The 5,560-nt window shown below is 40.4% G+C and carries 5 protein-coding genes and 1 pseudogene; 3 read left to right on the forward strand and 3 right to left on the reverse strand.

All coding sequences use genetic code 11. The features are described from left to right. On the reverse strand, positions 1–800 hold an 800-nt coding region (locus ABWV72_RS20990; RefSeq protein WP_353372909.1), incomplete at its 3' end, for a transposase. 120 nt (positions 801–920) lie between these two features. On the opposite strand from ABWV72_RS20990, the pseudogene ABWV72_RS20995 reads away from it, so the two are divergent. Together ABWV72_RS20995 and ABWV72_RS21000 are read left to right on the forward strand one after the other, a co-directional pair. Beyond that, positions 921–1,190, forward strand: a pseudogene (locus ABWV72_RS20995) (zinc-binding dehydrogenase); the annotation flags it as partial. Positions 1,191–1,239: 49 nt separating this feature from the next. Beyond that, positions 1,240–1,533 (forward strand): putative quinol monooxygenase, encoded by a 294-nt coding sequence (locus tag ABWV72_RS21000; RefSeq protein ID WP_342804640.1) that lies wholly within the window; start codon positions 1,240–1,242, stop codon positions 1,531–1,533. 140 nt (positions 1,534–1,673) lie between these two features. Here ABWV72_RS21000 and ABWV72_RS21005 read toward each other — a convergent pair whose 3' ends face one another. Both ABWV72_RS21005 and ABWV72_RS21010 read right to left on the reverse strand, forming a co-directional pair. Beyond that, on the reverse strand, positions 1,674–2,093 hold the full coding sequence (locus ABWV72_RS21005; RefSeq protein WP_353372911.1) for a hypothetical protein: 420 nt from the start codon (positions 2,091–2,093) through the stop codon (positions 1,674–1,676). Next, positions 2,090–3,256, reverse strand: a complete 1,167-nt coding sequence (locus ABWV72_RS21010) for a hypothetical protein (RefSeq protein WP_353372913.1) — start codon at positions 3,254–3,256, stop codon at positions 2,090–2,092. The genes ABWV72_RS21005 and ABWV72_RS21010 overlap by 4 nt, the downstream gene beginning before the upstream one ends. Positions 3,257–3,743: 487 nt before the next feature. Here ABWV72_RS21010 and ABWV72_RS21015 point away from each other — a divergent pair, with 487 nt between their 5' ends. Then, positions 3,744–4,892, forward strand: coding sequence for a sensor domain-containing diguanylate cyclase (locus ABWV72_RS21015; RefSeq protein ID WP_353372915.1), 1,149 nt, complete (start codon positions 3,744–3,746; stop codon positions 4,890–4,892). The last annotated feature ends 668 nt before the right edge of the window (positions 4,893–5,560 follow it).

The raw sequence follows: 5,560 nt of genomic DNA on the forward strand, positions 1-5,560 counted from the left end.
TTCATATCAATTGCACCTCGTTTGTGAGGATTAATACTGCGACCAGATAGGTCAACCAACTTAAGATATTCGACTAAATCGAACATTAGCCCCTGCGGTTGTGGCTGTTTTGGGTTGCCAACAAAGGGCATTAACGTAGAGGGCTGATAACCTTTCTTAAAATCATGAATACGGCGTTTAATACTGGTGTGGTTAGAAGACTCTGGGGTTGTTGCCATTTTTGCCCGGATAGGGTTTAAATCTACGTACACCATGCAAGCTGCCAATGCATGCTCATCCAATAGTGCTTGGGACTTGAATCGCCCTTCCCAAAAGTGACCGGTACAGTCATCCTCTTGATTAGCTTGTCGAGCAATCGGCTCATTCAATTCTCGCATAAACCAGCTAATGTCGGTTAAGCGATTATGATAAACGGACAAGGTTGACTGGAGTGTGATTTGTTCAGCGTCTGTGAACACGGGAGCTTCTTTTGAGGTTAACCTCTGTGAGAGCAAGGTTCCTTTGTGAAGCTTGTGCCAGCGCTGAGCAATCTCTGTATCCGTCCAATGTTTAGCTTTGTCAGCATTCACATGTAAAACCACATGGGTGTGATTGCTCATCACTGCATAGGCACAAACTTCGATGGCAAATACGGTGGTTAAAAACAACAACCTGTCTTCTACCCACTGGCGACGATGTTCATAGCTTTTCCCTGTCAGTTCATCTTCACCACACAAAAAGGCACGCCGGACACATCGGGATACACAATGATAATAAGGGGTATCTGAAAGATTGATTTGTCGCTTCCTTGCCAGTGGCATAATTCACTCCCTGAATTAATCATACTAAAGCATAGTTGATTCTATTTTCCTAAGAGTCTAGTTCTAGTCTAGTTTGTGGCTGTCCATGTTTGCAATCCTAGTTTGGCTGTCCATGTTTGCAATCCTGAATCCCTTGATATCAGCAAGCTGAAAGCTAAAAGTTTATCGCTGCACTGGGAGTTTATGTTTACTCGCTCAATGTTTACGGCCGATGATATGATTGAGCAGCATCACATACTGAATAAAGTAAGTGATTTGATTGACCAAGGTTATATCCAAACCACTGTAGGTAAACATCTTGGGACAATTAATGCGGCGAATCTAAGAGCCGCTCATGAAGAACTTGAATCAGGCAAATCGATCGGAAAAATCGTGTTGGAAGGTTTTTAAGCAACCAACTTAGCAGATCAAACTGAACAATATTAATTAGGAAATTAGCATGACTCAATTAACCATAGTGGCCAATATTAAAGCCGCTCCAGGCAAAGTAGATTTAGTCAAAGCGGAGCTGTTAAAGCTTATCGAGACTACCCGCAATGAAGCTGGATGCATCAACTACGACTTACATCAAGATAACGAAAATCCAGCGCATTTTATGTTTTATGAAAACTGGCAGACACGTGAACTTTGGCAAACCCACATGGGCAACCAGCACTTAGCGGATTATATGGCTGCCACTGAAGGTTGCGTTGAAGAATTTATTTTAAATGAAATGACGGTAATTAGCGCATAGATTAATGTTAATGGCATGAACAAAACGTCTTTCACCAACTAGCTGGTTAGCGATGTGCACATCGAGCTAAAACGGTGGTTACGTTTTGTTCTATCTATTGCAGGGTAATAGTTGTTAATTGTAACTGCGAAGATAAACGGCTAATCAATGGTATAAACAACTAATAAATCATCGGGAATCGAGATACTGCCTCGCAAATACCCCAGAGTTCCTTCATTGTCGATTAGATACTCAAGCAAAGTACGCTCATTGGCGAATTCTTTCGGTGCTTTTTTACGCCCAGTAAAGCGCATTTGCGCCCAATATGATTGGATTCGCGACTCTGTTAACCCCACCACTTTTGTATTGAATATCACGCGGGTTACGTTATCTGGTGATAATGCGATTACGTTCAGATCATTAGGCATCATACCGCCCATATATAAATTACGTATTTGTTGCCGGTTAAGCTGAATTGATTTATCTGAAATGTTGGCAACCACCACTATAGTTTCATTTGCCCTAGCAACTTGAAAAAAACAAAGTGATGCGAGTAGCAGCAAAATGCCCCATTTTTTCATAGAAATATCCATTCAATTCCTAGTTGATACAAGACCCCATGGCCATCGAATCCTCCTAAATCTTTGATCGCAAAATCGTTACTTACTTTTTCAGCGTCAACGTAGGTGACTTCTGCTTTAAACGCCACGTTATATCGCCAGTCCCACCTAAGGCCAATTTTAGTGCCTTTGCTCTTATCGTCAGGAAAACCGCTGAGTACGGATTCGTAGGTTGCCGCTAGAAAGTCAAGTTCATCTGAAATACCGTAGGGGATTTCATTAGGTCCGTGATCGTAATGCACATCTCGAGCGCCGTAGGAAATATATAAAGTGTATGGATGAAAGTTGTAACCTGCGGAAATGTAGAAGCTATCTATGTCGGGAACTGGACCACTTTCACCCACCATTCTCGCAACTTCGCTACGTACAAAATAATCTAGGTTCTCATAATTAGCACTTAGTTGATAAAAATGAATGAGACCATCCGGATTAAGTGATGCTGCATTTTGACTAAACCCATACTGATTGAGCAATTCAGCAAACTGTGTTGCAGCAGGAAGTTGCAGTTTAGCGTTTCCTTGGTTGTAGGCTGCCCGAAACGTTAACCCATTATAGGATGCACTGGTATTAACTCCGAAAAGCCCTGTTACCTTGGTATCGATTTCGCCGCTAGCTAAATAAATTTTATCGTCGTAATAACCCCAATATCCTTCAAAGTTCATCACCCAATCGTGATAAATATATTGGTAATTAGCCAACACCCCTTCAAAGGTTGAAAAGAATGCCGTGTCATAAAATTGCTGGGGTAGCGTTAACCATGGGTAAGCAAAACCGACATCGATGCTGTCACTGTAATTGAAAAATGGTATGCGCTGCTTGCCAAGTTTAAACTGAAGTGCGGTATTGGACGGGGTATAGGTTAAATAAAGCCATTCCAATCCTGAAGAACGTAGCTCACTTGTGTGACCTATCAACTGGCCAGTTAAAGAAAGCTGATCACTAAAAGTGTAATCTGCTTGCAGCCCAAGAAGGGATTGTTGGTCGAAACTTATGCTGTTGTCATAGCCCACGTACTCAGCATTTTCATCATCGAAATGACCCATAACCACACGAGCAAATCCGGAAAACTGCAATTTTTCATCAGCTTCTTCGGCGTAAAGAGTCGGCGCCCAGTAAAGCAGCATTAAACAGCATGAGGAAAATGCAATAGATAGTCGGCGCTTCATATTTTAAGTTTACAATCTTTTTGGCTAGGTAAAATAACTATAGTTCAAAATACTTGAGCCAGTTGTGGTGTCAAACGTTTTAGCATTGTAACTAATCCTAGTTGGCAAAAATGTACTGTGAGCTTTACCTATACTGCAACAAATTTGAAACTGCATGGATTATTGAAACGATTTTTTTAAACGATTAAATTTGAGCTATGCTTGGGTTTTGAGGTACAAATGTTTAGCAGCAATTACGTTAAGTTTTAGTCGGGCGGTCTAAAAAAAAGTTAATATGTATTGAGTCTGCTCATATTTTTGAGATGATTATAAATTGCATTCTGGGCACACAACTTTTCCTACAATCTTTCGTGAAGTGCCAATAACTTGAGGACGCGATCTCTTGGTTGTTTATATAATTTTTATCATTCTGTTAATCTCGGTCCTTTTCGTTGGCCTACAACTGATGAAATATCGCAGTGAAGTTATTCAATTAAGACACAATCGAGACAGATACAAAACTATTGGTCAAATTGTTAAAAGTATTAATGCCGGCATGTCTTCAGAGAGAATTATTCAAATTGCGTTAGAAGAATTAGCCAAAAGATACCCGTTGTATCGCGTGTCCTATTCAACTGTTTCTGAGCAAGGTATTCTCAAAATTTGGCGTTGTTCTACTCCAAAACATATGCCTAACATCGAGGGGCTAGAAAGTGACCTTAATATAGCGCCAGATTATTTGAAAGAACTAAACCAGTTCAAACTATTAGCCGTTTCCGACGTATTAACTGACCACCGTTTTTTACCATTACAGGAGCCAATGACAAAGGGCAATACTCGCGCAGTTTTAGACGTTCCGGTTAGTCATAACAAAGGGGTAGTAGGCTTGTTTTGTTTGGACTCAAGCGAAAAGCATGAGTGGACTGTCGAAGAGATTAAAATGGTGTCTGAAATAGCTGAGTTTATGGAAATAGCAATTAAACAAGCTGACTACCTTAAGCACAAAGAAGATATGGCTATTCAATTAGAAGATTATAATAAGCGCTTGGAAATAGAAGTTAGAGAACAAACCAAAGAACTACAATACGCCAAACAAACAGCAGAGCAACTTGCCATGACTGACGAGTTGACCCAATTACCTAACAGACGCGCTTTTTTCTCAGCCGGTGAACAACTTTATTTACAAGCCAAACGACATGCTAGCTCGTTTTGTGTGGTCACCTTTGATATCGATAAGTTTAAAGACATCAATGACAACTACGGCCATGAAATAGGCGATATCGCGCTAAAAGAGATGGGCGAGGTGTTAACCTCAATATCACGCTCCTCCGACATCATCGGCCGTATTGGCGGTGAAGAGTTTGCGATGATATTAGCTGATACAGAAATCGCTGGGGCTATTCAATTTGCTGAACGCTTGCGGGTACTTACCCAGCAAAATACTATGAACACTTCTAAGGGCGAAATTCAATTCACTATTTCAACAGGGGTTGCACAATTTAGTGAGCGAGACGACTCATTGAAATCAGTCATAGCAAGAGCCGATACCGCGCTGTTTGTGGCAAAAGAACGAGGCCGAAATTTGGTGATATCAGAACTCCAGATTAAACGTTAATTTTCATAATAAGTTTAAACTCGCCTCTTTGATGGTTTAGTTTTACTAGGTTGCTGATATTTCATCATTGATTTAAACCACAGAGGCGGGCAGTTCAGATACCATCCAACCTATTGTTGTTACAGCCCCTGAATACATCAATATGCCGGCATAATTGCTCATAAATGTTAGCGAAATAAATAGCAGAGCTAAACTCCATTTTTTGGTGTCGCGATATAATGAATTGATAAAAGAGGATAGTACGAATATACATGACGCAATTGTTGAATCGTGCACCTGACGCTTGCGTGCTGTCTTGTTAACCTCTATCACTACTACCCTGATTAGCATGTCTCAATAATTGAAAACCAATTGCATACCCTTTACTATCCAAGTTCATCGCATTGAGTTGGTCGTTTTCACTTTAGACGCTGGAGTATTCTACCAATACTCAAACCTACGTTTTTATAAAATCCAACTTTTCAGCAACCAATAATGACCCAGTTAGCAAAAATAACGCTCTCTTACTTCAGTGTAATTGTTTGGCTAATTTTGGGGTTGAATTTAATGAGTATTGAGTGAAATTAAACAGTACAAATAAAGAGAATAGCATGTTCGCAGGTTTAGATTTTGGTACCTCTAATTGTTCCATTGGCATTATAGAGCAGAATGAACCTGTTCTTATTCCC

Source organism: Aliiglaciecola sp. NS0011-25 (assembly GCF_040370605.1).
GTDB lineage: Bacteria > Pseudomonadota > Gammaproteobacteria > Enterobacterales > Alteromonadaceae > Aliiglaciecola > Aliiglaciecola lipolytica_A.